At 57.5% G+C, this 16,309-nt stretch carries 10 protein-coding genes; 3 read left to right on the forward strand and 7 right to left on the reverse strand.

Annotation, left to right across the window (positions count from 1 at the left end):
• Window positions 1–114: 114 nt before the first annotated feature.
• The 3 genes from ACOTX7_RS10670 to ACOTX7_RS10680 are packed head-to-tail and all read right to left on the reverse strand — an operon-like array spanning window position 115 to window position 4,691.
• A complete protein-coding gene (locus ACOTX7_RS10670) occupies window positions 115–687 on the reverse strand; it encodes a PTS sugar transporter subunit IIA (protein WP_221256834.1) in 573 nt (190 codons plus the stop codon).
• A 1-nt stretch (window position 688) separates the two neighbouring features.
• Window positions 689–3,283, reverse strand: a complete 2,595-nt coding sequence (locus ACOTX7_RS10675) for a glycoside hydrolase family 38 C-terminal domain-containing protein (RefSeq protein ID WP_221813430.1) — start codon at window positions 3,281–3,283, stop codon at window positions 689–691.
• Window positions 3,284–3,293: 10 nt separating this feature from the next.
• A complete protein-coding gene (locus ACOTX7_RS10680) occupies window positions 3,294–4,691 on the reverse strand; it encodes a PTS fructose transporter subunit IIC (RefSeq protein WP_221256835.1) in 1,398 nt (465 codons plus the stop codon).
• 179 nt (window positions 4,692–4,870) lie between these two features.
• On the opposite strand from ACOTX7_RS10680, the gene ACOTX7_RS10685 reads away from it, so the two are divergent.
• Complete coding sequence (locus ACOTX7_RS10685) at window positions 4,871–5,530, forward strand: MurR/RpiR family transcriptional regulator (protein ID WP_006810326.1); 660 nt, start codon at window positions 4,871–4,873, stop codon at window positions 5,528–5,530.
• A gap of 8 nt (window positions 5,531–5,538) precedes the next feature.
• Here the strand turns inward: ACOTX7_RS10685 and ACOTX7_RS10690 are convergent, their stop codons facing one another.
• The 4 genes from ACOTX7_RS10690 to treR all read right to left on the reverse strand — a co-directional run bounded on the left by ACOTX7_RS10690 (window position 5,539) and on the right by treR (window position 10,617).
• The gene (locus ACOTX7_RS10690) at window positions 5,539–6,285 is read right to left on the reverse strand and encodes an oligogalacturonate-specific porin KdgM family protein (protein ID WP_006810325.1); all 747 of its coding nucleotides are present in this window, start codon (window positions 6,283–6,285) and stop codon (window positions 5,539–5,541) included.
• Window positions 6,286–6,419: 134 nt separating this feature from the next.
• A complete protein-coding gene (treC, locus tag ACOTX7_RS10695) occupies window positions 6,420–8,075 on the reverse strand; it encodes an alpha,alpha-phosphotrehalase (protein ID WP_221256836.1) in 1,656 nt (551 codons plus the stop codon).
• A gap of 51 nt (window positions 8,076–8,126) precedes the next feature.
• Window positions 8,127–9,545: a PTS trehalose transporter subunit IIBC gene (treB, locus tag ACOTX7_RS10700; RefSeq protein WP_221257201.1), complete on the reverse strand. Its 1,419-nt coding sequence runs from the start codon at window positions 9,543–9,545 to the stop codon at window positions 8,127–8,129.
• 124 nt (window positions 9,546–9,669) lie between these two features.
• Window positions 9,670–10,617: a trehalose operon repressor TreR gene (treR, locus tag ACOTX7_RS10705; RefSeq protein ID WP_221256837.1), complete on the reverse strand. Its 948-nt coding sequence runs from the start codon at window positions 10,615–10,617 to the stop codon at window positions 9,670–9,672.
• Window positions 10,618–11,003: 386 nt separating this feature from the next.
• Between treR and mgtA the strand changes: the two genes are divergently transcribed.
• Together mgtA and ACOTX7_RS10715 are read left to right on the forward strand one after the other, a co-directional pair.
• Window positions 11,004–13,712, forward strand: a complete 2,709-nt coding sequence (gene mgtA, locus ACOTX7_RS10710) for a magnesium-translocating P-type ATPase (protein ID WP_221256838.1) — start codon at window positions 11,004–11,006, stop codon at window positions 13,710–13,712.
• A gap of 190 nt (window positions 13,713–13,902) precedes the next feature.
• Window positions 13,903–16,287, forward strand: a complete 2,385-nt coding sequence (locus ACOTX7_RS10715; protein ID WP_221813428.1) for a beta-N-acetylhexosaminidase — start codon at window positions 13,903–13,905, stop codon at window positions 16,285–16,287.
• Window positions 16,288–16,309: the final 22 nt, after the last annotated feature.

The following is a 16,309-nucleotide window of genomic DNA, read 5'->3' on the forward strand; positions in this document are numbered from 1 at the left end:
GACGAGAGTACAAACGGCGGGCACTGGAGACTTTGTAAAGACGCGAAGGAAAAATCTGTTTAATTTTTCAACAAAAACAAGCGCTCAGCAGAGCCTGTACTGAGCGCTACTCGATTAATTCACCCCGCAGAGCCAGCTCAATCCTGCCTGCAAAAAGGCTGCGGCAGCGATGCTACCCAGTAACAACGGGATGAGAAGAGAGCGTTCGGGGGCATCGTCCTGTTTTTGACATACTTCCTCACCCAGGGCAGACATCGCCTCTTCCCGGGTACGCGCCGCCAGCAGCTGCTCGCGCACCCGATCTTCCGTGAGTTTGCTGGTCAGCGTCGTCAGCAACTGCATATGCGTACTGCCTGCTTCCGCTGGTGGAATGGCGAGCAGGAAAACCATTCTCACCTCTTCGTCACCTTGCAGCCCCGGCCAGCATATCGGCTCGTCAAACAGCGCCAGACAAAATGCCGCCTGTTGCACCGCCTCGCTTTTACCGTGCGGGACGGCGAGTGCTTCCCCCAGCGCGGTCGGGCCTTCACTTTCGCGTTGTAAAACGCTGTCGATAAATGCCACTCGATCGTTGATGACATTCCGCCTGGCGAGCGGCCCGGCGAGCCAGCGGATCAAGGCGTCAGGCGTACGTTGGGGCGGGTTAATAAACACCAGGTCGGGATGCGTCAATGCAAGCAAGTTCATGTTAAGCCTCAATCAAAAAATCGCAGGTCGCAGAAGGGAGGATCGCCGTTACCGGCGGCATCGGCTCTTCCAGATAGTTGATCTGCCGGAGCACCGCCAGGCTTTCCGGGACGGGAACCGGCTCTGTTCCGGCGTTAAACAGGCGCACAACGGTGCCATGCAGCTGCTGCGCGTGGGGCAGAGCAGAAAGGATGAGCGGCTCCGGCAGGGTGAGTAGCGAGAATTCTGCCGGAAGCCTGCATTCGGGCAGACGCAACGCAAAGCGCTCAAGCCGGTGATCGAGCGTGTGTAACGTTTGCCGTTGATAGGTGAAGGGCTGTCCAGCCGCCTGATTCTCCAGCTGGCGCAGCGTGAGGTGGTCGGCGTTGTCCGCCAGCGCGACGGTGAATGAAAAGCACAGCGGTTTCAGCAACTGGGCATCAGGCGTCTCAACCACGGTATTATTGATGCCGGAGGCCCGGCCCGGCCGCCAGTCGAGATCGTTGCGCCCGAGCACGCCCGTCGATTTAAACATCGTCAGGGCAATCGCCGCGGGTTCGCTGCCGATAATCTGAAATTCTTTCATGCCACGGCTTGTCACCACCAGCGCCTTACCCGGTTCCGTGACAGCGATAATTCCCTCGCTGGTTTCGATATCCACGGGCATCTCGCGATAGCGCTCCTGCCAGTTTTCATCGTCATATCCCGTTTCGCGCTGGATGATTGCGAAGGGCTGTGAGGCGAGAGCGTGACGGGTGTGAATATCGCTGCCGATCAGTAAACGTAGCCGGTGATCGCGGTGGCTGTTTTCCAGCGAAGCCTCGACATACAGGTTCGGATCGCCGTGGCGTAATTCGCACACCAGACGAAGGGAGAACGGCGTTCGGGTATCTTCCTGACGATCGGTGAGATCCCGCGGAAGAAGCATCGTGGCCTCGACGATCAGCTTTTCAACAAGCGGCGTTTTCAGGCAGTCGACGAGCGTAAAATGCGAACAGCGCGTCGGCTTATCGCCCGCAAGCGGTGAGAAATCGTAGCTGTCGCCCGCGTCCGCGCAGTCTTCGAGGGTAAAGAAAGAGGGGATGCGTCTGCCGCTGCGTTTGTCATGCAGGGTTAGCGTTCCGGTGTCCAGCGTCAGTTGATAATACGTATTCTCTATCCCCTCGCCCTTAATCTGTTCAGGCTGCCTGAACGGTGCAGGGCTATCTTCAACATTGACGGTAAGGTAGCCGACTGACGGCAAAATCGGCGTTTGCAAAGCAACCTGCCAGCGGAAATAAGGGGGAAGGGGTGTTTCACATTCACCTTCAGCGGTAAGGGAGATCGCTGTTCCGCCAGGCAGCACGTCTCTTTTCAAAACGTCGAAGGGGATAGGCTGCCCCTGATACGTCAGCGCGATATTTTCAGCGCGGCTATACAGGGTGGTTTTCACCACGCGCTGCGTTGGGGTGGCCAGCGGGTTGAAAATCAGCAGGTCGCCTTCCTGAGCGCAGGCGGCGAGGGTTTTCACCACCAGATTCCACAGGCTATGGCACAGCTGTTCGGTTTGCTCCAGACGATGCAGAATGTCGCGGTTGGTGGCATCGCTGTTACAGCCGCCAATGGAGTCGTGGGCATGGCTTCGCAACAGCTTCTTCCAGAGTGTATCGACCACGGAGAGGTTGACCGGGATCCCCTGATGGCGCGCCATGGCGATTGTCGGCTCCAGCTGTCGCAGGATGAACTGTTCAACCTCATCATTTTTCTGTTTGATGTCGTAACGCACGGAGCCGATCGTTTTATGGATGCGGGTGTAGCGCGGCGATTTCAGCTCCCCTTCCCAGTGTTCAAACTGCTCACGCTGCGCGCGAAGGATGTCGACGTAACGCTCCAGCGAACTGATAACGTATCGGTCCTCATCGGGGGAGTGTGCGCTGGCAATCTCGAGGATTTTTGGCAGTGCCGGGTCGATACTGACCTGATCGCCGCCACAGGGCAGCAGCAGGTCGTTTATACCGGCCCGTGAACGCAAAAGCGTGACCATCGGGTAGATTTTTCCCTGTAGATGGCAGGCTTCTGAACGCATGTTTTTCGCGGCGCCATAACCGAGCGCCATCGCACAGGCGATGACGGTCGTCCCTGACGGCGCGCGCCAGAGGAACTGGCTGCTTTTGATGTGCCTGTCGTGATCGATACCGCGCCAGAAGACGATATTGTCGATATTGCAGCCCTGCAAAATCGTGGGCATTTGCGCGTTGTGGCCGAACGTATCCGGAAGATACCCGACCTGCATGGCATGCCCCAGCTTTCGGGCAGCGAAAATGCCGTACTTCAGGTTGCGGATAATCGATTCGCCATGCACGTTGTAGGTGTCCGTCTGGGTATACCACGGCCCCACGAAAATCCTTTTCTCTCTGACCAGCGTTTCCAGCCGGGTGCGATAATCAGGATTGATGGCGAGAAAGTCCTCCACCACCGCCATCTGTCCGTCAAGGTGATAGCAGGTATAAGCCGGGTCCTGCTCCAGCGTGTTGATGACATCCGCAAAGTTGTATGACGCCAGCACCATGCTGTCCTGACGGGTGAAATACCACTCCTGATCCCAGTGGGTATGGGCAATGACGTGGATCTGATTCATGACGCTCCCCTTATCTGGCGTTCTTTGGGCTGACGTAAAGCACGCCCAGGGCGCAAATCAGGGCGCCAATAAAGACGCTCGCCAGGTAGCCCGCCACATTGGTTGCCAGCGGCCAGCCCCAGATCGCTGGCAGAGGCAGCGTCTGCTTCACGCCAAGGGCAATGGCGACCAGTGCGCCAGCGACGGCACCGGTCATGAACACCGGGATCAGGCGCGGGTTTTTCAGAATGAACGGGATAGCGCCTTCGGAGATGCCAATCACGCCCAGCAACAACGAGGTACTGCCAACGGTTTTCTCTTCCTGGCTAAAGACATCCGGCAATCCAAAGCGGCCATTGAGAAACGCGGCAAAGCCGACGCCAATGGAGGGGATCACGATGGAGAGTTCGCGGGCGGTTAAATCAAACGTCTCGCTGATACCATTCAGGCCGAGCGCGACCGAGCCTGCCGCCTTGTTGACCGGGCCGCCCAGGTCGAACGCGGTGCCCGCGGCGATCATCGCGGAATAGAACCCGCGCCCGGTGTCACCTGCCGAGGTAAAAAAGACCACCATCAGCTGGTTAAGCGAGCCAAAAATGGGGTTAATCAGGTATTCCATGACCATCACCAGCGTAATGCCGGTGATCAGCGGGACGATCAGCATGGTTTTGATGGTGGTGAGCTGCTGACGGACGTGAATCGAATCATTGAGCCAGCGCACCAGATAGCCCACAAAAAAGCCAATGCCGATCGCGCCGAAAAAGCCGGACGGCATAAAGCCTTCGATATCAAAGAAGCGCTTGTAGACTTCATCGGACATCATGCCGCCGATAAGCCCGGGGATCAGCGCCGGTTTACCGGCAATGGAAAACGCCAGATACATGGCGAAAACCGGATACATGAACTTGATGGTCATAAAGCCCACTTTATCCAGCACGCTGAACGGCGAATGTTCGATGTTAATAAACTGCCCGGTAATTTTGGCCGTCGCCATCATCAGCCCGCCCATCACCACCACCGGCAGCATATAGCTGATGGCCGCCATAATATGGCCAATAAAAATCTGGTAAGCCGAACGCGGGAGATCGTCTTCGTGGGCGACAGAGGTGACGTTTTTTTCCATGGCCAGCGCCTGACGCAGATAGCGATCGGTATGTTTGATCAGCTCTTGCGTGCGGGTTTGAAGGTGGGGAATGTTTTCAAAACGCTCGGCATCCTGAATGGGCACGTCGGTTGCCAGAATAATGGCCGTGGCGGAGGCGATATCCTGTTTCGTTAAGCGGTTTTTAACGCCATCGCTGCCCTGGGTTTCGACCTTTACCTCGATATTGTGCGCTTTAGCCCATGCAATAATTTTATTTGCCGCCATAAAGGTGTGTGCGATACCTGTCGGGCAGGCCGTTACGGCGACAACTTTTTGTCTCGTCATTGTCATAATTCCCTGAATGTGAAAACAGGGGGAGTATAAAGAGAACCTAAAACAGTTTTTAATGTTTGCTAATACTAATTACGTATCGTGATACGCCAACATGCAATGTGTGAAGCGCCTTCCAGAGACTATTTCCCTGTTGTGTTAATATCGTGTCGGGATTAAACGGGGCGTAATAGATGAATTCATTCCAGGGAAGTGAACGTTTGATATTTGAATACATTCAGCATCACGCGCGTAATATTTCTAATATATCGGCAAAAGAGATTGCCCGTGATACCTTTACCACGACAACATCCGTTAATCGTGTGTGTAAAAAAATGGGCTATAAAAGCTATACCGAGCTTCGGTATCGTTTTTTACGCGATCATTTTACACCTGCACCTGCCGCCCCCGACGCGGGGCCACAGGCGGATGATATTGTGACAGACGTGGCCAGGTTGCTTACGCATTCCAGCCATATCTATCTGTACGCACGGGGAGCCTCGCTCACCAGCCTCAACTACCTGTCGCGCTTTTTATCGCTGGCGAGCCTGCCGCACCTTATTTTGAATGACATGCACCAGCTCACGCGGGTATCGAAGGGGACGCTGGTGTTGATCAGTAAATCCGGGGAGACGCAGTCGCTGATTGAAATGGCGCGTAACGCGCTGCGCAAAGGATTGAAGATTATTGCGATCACCCGGCAGGGGTCGACACTGGCGTCGATCTCAACGCTTTGCTGGCCGTTACCGATCGACATGAACGCGGTGTCGCTGTATCAGCGGGAAGGGCAGCTTGAACTGTTAAGCGCTGTGGACCGTATCGGCTGTAGGCTGCTACAGCACGATACGGTGTAGTCAGGCCGTCAGAGCTGCTTCACGATCCCCAGACGTACGGCATAATCATTTTCATGGTTGCCGTCATCGTTGATATAGGTTTTATCCAGCGAAACCAGTTCGACGTAAGGCGTCCAGCCATCGTCGAGCTTGTAGTTGAAGGCGACGGTATGCTCCCAGTAGGTGTCATCCCCGGTTCCCTGATCGACATTATCCTGCCAGCGGAAGCGCGGGTTGTAGGACATACCGAATTTGCCAATGTTATACGCAAACCAAATGTCGAACTGGTGTGACTGGCGGCGGGTGTAGCCGCTGCCGTCGAGTTCTTTGTCGCTGTGCGCGTCATTGACGGTGTTATAGCGGTAACGGGCGGAGAGGTTCAGACCGTTATCGAACGCTTTCCAGCCCTGAATGAAGGGGCGGTAATGGGTATTGCTGGTGGTGAACACCGTCACCATCCCTGGCGCAACGGCGAAACCATTTCCCAGATCGAAGCGCCAGCGCGTTTCGATCTCCTGTGCCGCTTCTGTTAACCCTTTGTCGTCTGGATTATAGCGGTCGGTATCCCCAAAAAAGGTGTCGTTGTGGTTTTGTGCGGCTTCAACGGAGAAGTAAAAACCGTTATTCGCCTGATGCATGACCTTAATACGAGAATCATTTACGTCTGAGCGCGTATTATGACCAAAACGAAGGTCGACGGACGTATTTCCGCACCATCCCTGTGTGCTTAATAATAATGCGCTGATACACGTTGCGTTAATAATTGTCTTTTTCATAATATCCTGCCGAGGTTATTTAATTGGCAGGCTATTTTTATTTTGGGTGCGCCATATTGTAAAAGTTATCGTCGTACATTTAGCGTATCGCTAAACATAAAAAAAGAGATACAGCATGCTGTATCTCCTGTTGTTTATTCCTGCACCCACCAGATGGCTTCAAACGGGCGCAATAGCAGCGTATCGGGGCGGGAAGGAACGTCCTCATAGTTGCTGAGTGCCACCCGCCATGCCCCCTCTACAGGGTCCGGCTGCCACTGCTGGCGCTCGCGGCTCAGGTTCGCCACCACCATCAGCGTTTGCCCCTGCCACTGGCGGCGGTAGCACCACAGGGAAGGGTGCTCCGGGAGCAAATCTTCATAGTCGCCCCACGTCAGCACCGACAGGGTTTTACGCAGGCGAATCAGCGACTGATAGGTGTAAAACACCGAGTCCGGGTCGTCCAGCGCCGCGCGGGCGTTCACGGTTTCGTAGTTATCGCAGACGCCAATCCACGGCTCGCCCTCGGTAAAGCCCGCATTGTGCGACGCGTCCCACTGCATCGGCGTGCGGCCGTTGTCGCGGGATTTACTTGCCAGAATCGCCAGTAACTCATCCGTATCGCGACCGTTAGCCCGCAGTTCGGCGAACATGTTCAGGCTTTCCACGTCGCGATAGTCGGTGATGCGGCTGAAATGCGGGTTGGTCATCCCCAGCTCTTCACCCTGATAGATATACGGCGTGCCCTGCATCCCGTGCAGCACCATGCCGAGCATTTTCGCCGCCGCCACGCGGTATTCGCCTTCATCGCCAAAGCGCGACACGATGCGTGGCTGGTCATGGTTACACCAGAACAGCGCGTTCCAGGCTTTGTTGTGCATCCCCTGCTGCCAGTAGCTGAAGAGGGTTTTAAGCGCCACGAAGTCCGGCTTCGCCTTCGTCCATTTTTCGCCGCCGGGGTAGTCCACCTTCAGGTGGTGGAAGTTAAAGGTCATCGACAGCTCACGACCGTCGAGGGATGCATACTGCTGGCAGTTTTCCAGCGAAGTGGAGGACATCTCGCCCACCGTCATCAGGTTACGCGGGGTAAAAACGTCGCGGCTCATCTCCTGAAGATACTCATGAATGCGCGGCCCGTCAGTGTAGAAGCGGCGACCGTCGCCGATAGTGTCGTCCGGGAAATGCTGATCTTTAGAGATGAGGTTGATGACGTCCAGACGTAAACCGTCCACGCCGCGATCGGCCCAGAATTCACACACCTTTTTCAGCTCGGCGCGCACCGCCGGGTTTTCCCAGTTGAGATCCGCCTGCTCCGGCGCGAACAGGTGCAGATAATACTGCTCGCTTTCGGCGTGCCAGCGCCAGGCGTTGCCGCCAAACTTGGATCGCCAGTTATTGGGAAGCGCATCCGGCGTACCGTCACGCCAGATATAGAACTGGCGGTACGGACTTGCTTTATCCAGCGACTCGCGGAACCAGGCATGCTGCGTGGAGGTGTGGTTAAAGACCATATCCAGTACGATGCGGATGCCACGCGCGTGCGCTTCGGTAACCAGCTCGTCAAAGTCATCCAGCGTGCCAAAGGACGGGTCGATGGCGGTGTAATTCGCCACGTCGTAACCGTTATCCACCTGCGGGGAGATATAAAACGGCGTCAGCCAGATGGCGTCAATGCCAAGGGTTTTCAGGTAGTCCAGGCGCTGCGTCACGCCGCGCAGATCGCCCGTGCCGCTGCCGGTGGTGTCCTGGAAACTCTTTGGGTAAATCTGATAGATGACGCCGTTCTGCCACCAGTGAGGAAGGGTATTCATAGTGCGTTCCTGCAAATGCGAAGGGGCGCAACTGCGCCCCGAAAGAGAGAATTAAACAATCTGCAACGTGCCCTGACGGAACTTACGCTGGTAAACTACGGTCGTCAGCGCCATTGGGATGATAATCGCCACCGCCATTGCCAGGGCAAATACCTGCCAGAAAGCGGGCTGAATGGAGAGGATCCCCGGCAGGCCGCCGACGCCAATCCCGTTCGCCATCACGCTGTTCAGGCCACACAGCAGGCCCGCCAGACCGGAGCCGATCATCGCGCAGAGCATCGGGAAGCGGTATTTCAGGTTGATACCGTACATCGCCGGTTCAGTGACGCCGAGGTAAGCGGAGATGGCCGCCGGAACGGAGATCTCACGCTCATTGTGCTTACGGCTGACAATGATTATGCCGGTTACCGCCGAGGCCTGTGCGATGTTAGACAGGGCGATGATAGGCCAGACAGGCGTACCGCCGAGGCTCTGGATCATCTGCATATCGATCGCCAGCGTGGTCTGGTGCACACCGGTGATCACCAGCGGAGCGTACAGGAAGCCAAACAGCGCGGCACCGACTGGCGCGAAGCTGCCGGTCATCAGGTGACGCACCGCGAAGGCTACGCCGTCGCCAATCATGCGGCCAAACGGACCGATAAAGGCGTGTGCCAGGAACACCGCCAGGATCAGCGAGCAGACCGGGACCACCACCAGATAGAGGTAATCTGGCACGATGCGCTTCAGGCGCGTCTCAATAAAGCCCAGCGCCAGACCCGCCAGCAACGCCGGGATCACCTGCGCCTGATAGCCCACTTTGGCGATAGTAAACAGGCCGAAATTCCACACCTCTGGCGTTTGCTGACCAAGTAAGTAAGCGTTCATTAACTGTGGAGAGACCAGCGTCACGCCGAGCACGATACCGAGGATTGGCGTACCGCCCATTTTACGCACCGCCGACCAGCAGATCCCCACCGGCAGGTAGAAGAAGATGGCTTCGCCAATCAGCCAAAGGAAGTCGTAGATGCTTTGCAGCGCCGGATACATCTGCGCCAGGGTTTTGCCGTCGTTCATCGGCACATCGCCGATGACGTTACGGAAGCCTAAGATCAAGCCCCCGCTGATCAGCGCTGGCAGCAGCGGGAAGAAGATCTCCGCGAAGTGGGAAATGAGCTGCTCATGCCATTTCATATTCTGGCGCGCGGCCTTCTTCGCCTGCTCTTTATCGGCGGAAGAGTGCCCGGTAGTCGCCAGCAGAGCCTGATAGTAATCGCCCACTTCAGTACCAATCACCACCTGGAACTGCCCGGCGTTGGTGAAGCAGCCTTTAACCATTTTCAACTCTTCAATGGCCTTCGGATTGGCTTTGGCCGGATCGTTCAGCACGAAGCGCAGGCGGGTAATGCAATGGCTGACGGTGGCGATGTTATCGCGTCCGCCGACCAGGACGATCAGCTGATCGATATCTGCTTGTTTGACTTTACTCATCATGAAACCTCATGACCGATTGATAGGGTAATGACCTGAGCGCAAGCCTACTCTTTCAGCGTGACGGCGAAAATGGGAACGTTCCCGAGATCGGGCGAAGATCACAATAATCTATTCAAACGAATTATGAGAGGTGGGCTGGAATAACGATCTGACGGGGTTCGGTACGACCGTTGATCTGCTCGATCAGCTGCGCGGCTGCCTGTCGGCCAGACTCGGCATAGCCCGGATCGACGCTGATGATCTCCGGGTGCAAGAACTTCATCAGCGGCGTGCTTCCCACGCTCGCCAGTTGCAGCTCCCCGATGCGCTGCTCCTGTAAATATTTGCTCGCACCTAACGCAAGGGTATCCGTGGCGCACACCAGGGCGGTGGTGTGTGGCGTCAGCACACTGGCGACCTGCTCATATCCCTGTTTCATACCCAGACCGGGCAGCGAGGCCACGGCGGGGAGGTTGTGTTGTTTACAAAACGCCAGGTACGCTTCATGGCGACGCTTGCCGGTCGTGATATCGGCATGCGGTACGCCGAGATAGCTGATATGCCGATGGCCCTGTTCATACAGGCGCTGCATCAGGATCACGATCGCCCCTTCGTCATCGTAACAGACAGAGGCAAACCCGCTGGCGTCGCGCGCCAGCAGCACCAGTGACGGCTGCCAGGGTTTGAGTACGTCCTCTTTCAGGCCGGTAAACCCGAATAGCACCACGCCATCAATGTTGCGGCGCTGAAGCATACCGAGATGCTCCTCCACCATTTGTGCGGAGAACTTGCTCTCCATCATGATCGGATCATAGCCCTGCTCGTAGAACGCGGGCAGCATGGTCTGCACGGCGAGGTTTTCAGAGAGGGAATCCAGACGCGAGACAATAATGGCGACCACTTTATCGCTCTGCCCGCGCATGGCGCGCGCGGAACGGGAAGGGGAAAAACCGTGCTGATTCATCACCGCCTCGACGCGCTCGCGTGTGCGCTCGCTGACACCGCTTTCGTTGTTCAGCACGCGTGAGACAGTCGATTTCCCCACGCCGCTTAAACGCGCGATGTCTTTAATCGTTAGGCGGTTCTGCATGCTGTATTCCCTGTAACAACGATAAAATAATCAATTGAGCCTAATGCTATCCTGCGAATTCGCTATGGGCAAAGTCTGGTTTACGTTCGGTTTATTTGCAGGGCGTTATAATACCGCCCGATTAGACACAAGCGGTATGGATAAATCGCTATACTGCGTGCCGACACCCTGTTTTTTACTTACCGGAGGCCATATGGATCCCGATCCCACACCTCTCCTGACCAGGAGCAAACGTTCTTTCCGGTAAGCCAGCCTTTTGCTGTCTCACCGGCGTGAGGCAGCAACGTTCATACGTTCCTGCTTGATAAATTAAGTGCCTGACAGGTACGGCTTTGCCACGCCTGCGGGAAAACTGCGTCCGCCTTTGCGGATGCGGGGGAATGACTATGCTGAAAAATATCACCCGGCAGCTGTTTACGCAGCTGAGCCGTCACCTGCCACGTCGCCTGATTGCGCGCGATCCGCTGCCAAATGCTAAAACGATGGCGGGAGCGGCAATCCCCGCTTCCCTGACCGAGCGCTGCCTGAACGTGGCGGCGATGGATGAAAATGAAGTCTGGCGCGCCTTTGGCGGCCACCCAGAAGGGCTGAACGCGCAAGAAGTGTCAAAAAGCCGCGCAAAATATGGCGACAACCAGATTCCGGCGCAAAAACCCTCTCCATGGTGGGTCCACCTGTGGCTCTGCTACCGCAATCCGTTCAACCTGCTGCTGACCGTGCTCGGGATCATCTCCTACGCCACGGAAGATCTGTTTGCCGCAGGCGTGATTGCCCTGATGGTGGGGATCTCCACGCTGCTGAACTTCATTCAGGAAGCCCGCTCCACCAAAGCGGCGGATGCGCTGAAAGCGATGGTCAGTAACACCGCCACCGTGTCGCGCGTGATTAACGACCTCGGCGAAAACGCCTGGATTGAGCTGCCCATTGACCAGCTGGTGCCGGGCGATCTGGTGAAGCTGGCGGCGGGGGACATGATCCCGGCGGATTTACGCATCATCCAGGCGCGGGATCTGTTTGTCGCACAGGCCTCGCTCACCGGTGAATCCCTGCCAGTGGAAAAGGTGGCGCGGACCCGCGACCCGCAGCAGATGAACCCGCTGGAGTGCGACACCCTGTGCTTTATGGGCACCACGGTGGTGAGCGGCACGGCGCAGGCGATTGTCACTGCCACCGGCGGCAACACCTGGTTTGGACAGCTTGCGGGACGCGTCAGCGAGCAAGAGAGCGAGCCGAATGCGTTCCAGAAAGGCATTGGTCGCGTCAGCATGCTGCTGATCCGCTTTATGATGGTCATGACGCCAATCGTCCTGCTGATAAACGGCTACACCAAAGGCGACTGGTGGGAAGCGGCGCTGTTCGCGCTCTCCGTGGCCGTTGGCCTGACGCCGGAAATGCTGCCGATGATTGTTACCTCCACGCTGGCGCGCGGGGCGGTGAAGCTCTCTAAACAAAAGGTGATCGTCAAGCATCTCGACGCCATTCAGAACTTTGGCGCGATGGACATCCTTTGCACCGATAAAACCGGCACCCTGACCCAGGACAAAATCGTGCTGGAGAACCACACCGACATCGCCGGTAAAACCAGCGAGCGCGTGCTCCACAGCGCGTGGCTCAACAGCCACTACCAGACCGGGCTGAAAAACCTGCTCGACGTGGCGGTGCTGGAAGGCGTGGACGAGGAGTCAGCCCGCATGCTCTCTGGCCGCTGGCAGAAGGTGGACGAAATCCCGTTCGACTTCGAACGCCGCCGCATGTCGGTGGTGGTCAGCGAGCAGGCGGACGTGCATCAGCTGATCTGCAAAGGAGCATTGCAGGAGATCCTCAACGTGTCCACGCAGGTGCGCCATAACGGGGAGATCGTGCCGCTGGATGAGACCATGCTGCGGCGCATCAAACGCGTCACCGATAACCTTAACCGTCAGGGACTGCGCGTGGTGGCCGTCGCCAGCAAGTTCCTGCCCGCGCGGGAAGGGGATTATCAGCGTATCGACGAATCCGATTTGATCCTCGAAGGTTACATCGCGTTCCTCGATCCGCCGAAAGAGACCACCGCGCCGGCTTTAAAAGCGCTCAAGGCGAGCGGCATCACCGTCAAAATCCTGACTGGCGACAGCGAGCTGGTGGCGGCTAAAGTGTGCCACGAAGTGGGGCTGGACGCGGGCGACGTGGTGGTGGGGAGCGACATTGAGCACCTGTCCGACGACGAACTGGCGCAGCTTGCCCGGCGCACGACGCTGTTTGCCCGCCTGACGCCGATGCACAAAGAGCGCATCGTCACGCTGCTGCGTCGTGAAGGGCACGTGGTGGGCTTTATGGGCGATGGCATCAACGATGCGCCCGCCCTGCGTGCGGCGGATATTGGCATTTCCGTGGACGGCGCGGTGGATATCGCCCGTGAAGCGGCGGATATCATCCTGCTGGAGAAGAGCCTGATGGTGCTGGAGGAGGGGGTGATCGAAGGGCGTCGCACCTTCGCTAACATGCTCAAATACATCAAAATGACCGCCAGTTCCAACTTCGGTAACGTTTTTAGCGTGCTGGTGGCGAGCGCCTTTCTGCCGTTCCTGCCGATGCTGCCGCTGCATCTGCTGATCCAGAACCTGATGTACGATGTCTCTCAGGTGGCGATCCCGTTTGATAACGTCGACGACGAGCAGATCCAGAAGCCGCAGCGCTGGAACCCCGCAGATCTGGGGCGCTTTATGCTGTTCTTTGGGCCGATCAGCTCCATTTTCGACATACTGACCTTCTGCCTGATGTGGTTTGTGTTCCACGCTAACACGCCGGAACACCAGACGCTGTTCCAGTCCGGCTGGTTTGTAGTGGGGTTACTGTCCCAGACGCTGATTGTGCACATGATCCGCACCCGCCGCATTCCGTTTATCCAGAGCCGCGCCGCGTGGCCGCTGATAGTGATGACGGGCATTGTGATGGCGCTCGGGATCGCGCTGCCGTTCTCGCCGCTGGCAAGCTACCTGCAACTTCAGGCGCTGCCGCTAAGCTACTTCCCATGGCTGGTGGCGATCCTCGCGGGCTACATGGTGCTGACGCAGTTGGTGAAAGGCTTCTATAGCCGTCGGTATGGATGGCAGTAAAAACACCCCCTCAGGGAGAGGGGATGATTACACCCTCTCCCCTTTGGGGAGAGGGCCGGGGTGAGGGGACTGGCTTTCCTCCCAAATTCAACAACCTGTGATCTGCGTCGGCGCATTCGCTTGACGACAATTTGTACGCATGTTAACAGAATGTTTTGCCTGTATTTGGCCCGTCAGATAAGGAACATTCATGTTACGGTACAGTCTCTTAACCGCCGGGCTGATGCTCGGCGCCTCTGCTTTTGCCGCCCCGGCAGGCGACCTTCCCTTAATGCCCTGGCCTGCGAAGGTTGAACGCCCCACCACGCAGGGCACACTGGTGCTTAACAATCAACTCTCTGTCAGCGTCAGCGGCGACGATCTGGGTGACGCCGTCAATCGCCTGCGCCAGCGCATCGCCCTGCAAACTGGCTGGACGCTCCAGCCGCAGGCCGAAAAACCGGACAAGCCGACCATCCGTATCGCCATTGCCAAAAAGGTGAAGCCGCAGCCGCTGCCGGACAGCGATGAAAGCTACAAGCTCACGGTGGACGCCAACGGCGTAAACATCTCCGCCAACACCCGCTTTGGCGCATTGCGCGGCATGGAAACCCTGCTCCAGCTGATGCAGAACGGCGCGGAAAACACCTCGCTGCCGTGGGTCACCATTGAAGATTCGCCACGCTTCCCGTGGCGTGGGCTGCTGCTCGATTCGGCGCGTCATTTCATCCCGATACCCGATATCAAACGTCAAATTGACGGCATGGCCGCGGCAAAACTCAACGTCCTGCACTGGCATTTGACGGACGATCAGGGCTGGCGCTTTACCTCGAAGCGTTATCCCAAATTAACCGAGCTTGCCAGCGATGGGCTGTTCTACACCCCTGAGCAGATGCGCGAGATTGTGCGTTACGCTGCCGAGCGCGGCATACGCGTGGTGCCGGAAATTGACATGCCGGGCCACGCTTCGGCGATTGCCGTCGCCTACCCGGAACTGATGAGCGCGCCGGGGCCGTACGCCATGGAGCGCCACTGGGGCGTGCTGAAGCCGGTGCTGGATCCAACCAAAGAGGCAACCTACGCCTTTGCTGACGCGATGGTCAGCGAACTGGCGGCGATCTTCCCCGATCCGTATCTGCATATTGGCGGCGATGAGGTGGACGACAGCCAGTGGAAAGCAAACGCGGCGATCCAGAGATTCATGCGCGACAACAAACTGGCGGACAGCCACGCATTACAGGCGTATTTCAACCGCAAGCTGGAGACGATCCTTGAGAAGCACCACCGGCAGATGGTCGGCTGGGATGAGATCTACCATCCCGACCTGCCGAAAAGCATTCTGATCCAGTCCTGGCAGGGACAGGATGCGCTGGGGCAGGTGGCGCAGAACGGCTATAAGGGCATTCTCTCAACGGGCTTCTACCTCGACCAGCCGCAATCCACCGCCTACCACTACCGCAACGAAATTGTGCCGCAGGGGCTGAACGGCGTGGACGTGATTGCGGATACCGACAGTGCCCAGAGCTGGGCTTTCTCCATGCCGCGTCTGAAAGGCAAGCCGGTGGAAGGCAGCTTTACGCTGGTGAAAGGGGATGCCGGCTGGCGCGGGTTTATTGATTTCGCGGGAAAATCCCGCCGCGCAGTGGATAACATTCAGTGGCGTGATGACAATCAGGTGACCTTTACCGTCGACACCTGGATGGGCGAAACGCGCCCGGTCGTCAACGTTAATAACGACACGCTCACCGGCTATTTCCTGGTGGGGAACACGCGCTACCCGATTAGCGGCACGCGTCTGGATGAGGTGCCAAAAGGCATGGCGCCGGTGGTGCCGGACCCGGCGAACGAGGCCAATCTGCTCGGCGGGGAAGCCGCGCTGTGGGCGGAAAACGTGGTCGCGCCGGTGCTGGATATCCGTCTGTGGCCGCGCGCCTTTGCGGTGGCGGAGCGGCTATGGTCCGCGAAGGACGTGAACGACATCGACAACATGTATACCCGGCTTCAGGCGATGGACAGCTGGTCTACGGTGTCGGTTGGGCTACAGCAGCATACCCAGCAGCAGGTACAGTTCACGCGGCTGGCAAATAATGCGGATACCTTACCGCTGCAAATCCTCGCCCAGGCGCTCGAACCGGCGCAATATTACACTCGCCAGCATCTTAAGTTTCAGGCCGGGAACTACCATCAGTTTGAGCCGCTCAACCGGCTCGCTGACGCGCTGAACGCCGAAAGCACCACCGTGCGTCAGATGAATAAATGGGCGGACCGTCTGGTGAGCGACGCGGAAGACACGGAAAGCGCCGAGGCGCTGCGCCACGTCTTTACCCGCTGGCAGAGCAACACCAGCGACGCGCTGGCGCTAAGCGAAAACAGCTATCAGCTTAAGGCCATCAAACCGGTGATTCAGGAGGTGGATAAGCTGGCCTCGACTGGCCTGAGGCTGACGGATCTGGTGGCGCGTCAGGGCACGCTGGATGATAACGAGATAGCGTCGATTCAGAGCGAGCTGGATAACGCGGCGAAGGTGCAGGACGAGGTGGTGATTGCGGCGGTGTATCCGCTGGAAACGCTGCTGCGCGCGACGCGGAATCAGTAGCCCCTCACCCTAACCCTCTCCC

The sequence above is a fragment of the Enterobacter cloacae complex sp. IR5418 genome, from assembly GCF_049238105.1.
GTDB lineage: Bacteria > Pseudomonadota > Gammaproteobacteria > Enterobacterales > Enterobacteriaceae > Enterobacter > Enterobacter hormaechei.

Bases quoted from the DNA above. Each gene is read 5' to 3' on its own strand.
- ACOTX7_RS10715 (WP_221813428.1), top strand. From the start codon at position 13,903: ATGTTACGGTACAGTCTCTTAACCGCCGGGCTGATGCTCGGCGCCTCT.
- ACOTX7_RS10685 (WP_006810326.1), top strand. From the start codon at position 4,871: ATGAATTCATTCCAGGGAAGTGAACGTTTGATATTTGAATACATTCAG.
- ACOTX7_RS10670 (WP_221256834.1), bottom strand. From the start codon at position 687: ATGAACTTGCTTGCATTGACGCATCCCGACCTGGTGTTTATTAACCCG.
- treC (WP_221256836.1), bottom strand. From the start codon at position 8,075: ATGAATACCCTTCCTCACTGGTGGCAGAACGGCGTCATCTATCAGATT.
- ACOTX7_RS10680 (WP_221256835.1), bottom strand. From the start codon at position 4,691: ATGACGAGACAAAAAGTTGTCGCCGTAACGGCCTGCCCGACAGGTATC.
- treB (WP_221257201.1), bottom strand. From the start codon at position 9,545: ATGAGTAAAGTCAAACAAGCAGATATCGATCAGCTGATCGTCCTGGTC.
- mgtA (WP_221256838.1), top strand. From the start codon at position 11,004: ATGCTGAAAAATATCACCCGGCAGCTGTTTACGCAGCTGAGCCGTCAC.
- treR (WP_221256837.1), bottom strand. From the start codon at position 10,617: ATGCAGAACCGCCTAACGATTAAAGACATCGCGCGTTTAAGCGGCGTG.
- ACOTX7_RS10690 (WP_006810325.1), bottom strand. From the start codon at position 6,285: ATGAAAAAGACAATTATTAACGCAACGTGTATCAGCGCATTATTATTA.
- ACOTX7_RS10675 (WP_221813430.1), bottom strand. From the start codon at position 3,283: ATGAATCAGATCCACGTCATTGCCCATACCCACTGGGATCAGGAGTGG.